Source organism: Sphaerochaeta sp. UBA5836, from assembly GCF_002432845.1.
In the GTDB taxonomy this organism is placed as follows: Bacteria; Spirochaetota; Spirochaetia; order Sphaerochaetales; family Sphaerochaetaceae; genus Sphaerochaeta.
This window is the reverse complement of record NZ_DJGW01000111.1, coordinates 4,409-4,990: the sequence shown is the minus strand read 5'-3', so window position 1 is coordinate 4,990 and position 582 is coordinate 4,409. Positions and strand designations below refer to the sequence as shown.

Genomic DNA, 582 nt, shown 5'->3' with positions numbered 1-582 from the left:
GCGGATCGGCATAGGGGCTGCTGCCGATGGTTTGGTAGTGCACCAGGCTGAAATAGGGACGGTACATCTTCAAATGCCGCCTGATGACCAAGTCAAAGGAGCTTTCAGCACCTTCGAACTGATACCCTTCAGATTCAAGGCGCTTCAGTTCATCCATCAAGCTCACCGTTACCGGATCGTCCTTGTCCAGGTTGGGAGCTATGCGGGCGATGCGCTTCAGCATCAGGGCCCTGCCTGCCACCTCGCTCATCAAGAGCCTGCGTTCATTGCCTACTACCATCGGGTCGATGTGCTCAAACGATTGCGGGTTCTTCTGCACGCCGTCGATATGCATGCCGCCCTTGTGGGCGAACGCACTCTTGCCGATGAAGGGGGCGCTCCCCGAAATTCGTACGTTGGCAATTTCTGCAACCCGGCGGCAGATGCCGGTAAGCCGTTCGGGGCTTTCGCCGCAGAGGCAGTCGAATCCCAGCTTGGCTCCCAGAATTCCTGCAACGGAAGCGAGGTTTGCATTGCCGCATCGCTCGCCGAATCCCAAAAGAGTGCCTTGCACCTGCGTCACACCGGCCTGGACTGCAGCAA

Annotated in this window: 1 protein-coding gene; it reads right to left on the bottom strand. The window is 58.1% G+C overall.

The annotated features are described in order from the left end of the window. Positions 1–582, bottom strand: a 582-nt coding sequence (locus tag B3F49_RS11285; protein ID WP_422663648.1) for a homocitrate synthase/isopropylmalate synthase family protein, incomplete at both ends; no start/stop codon positions are given.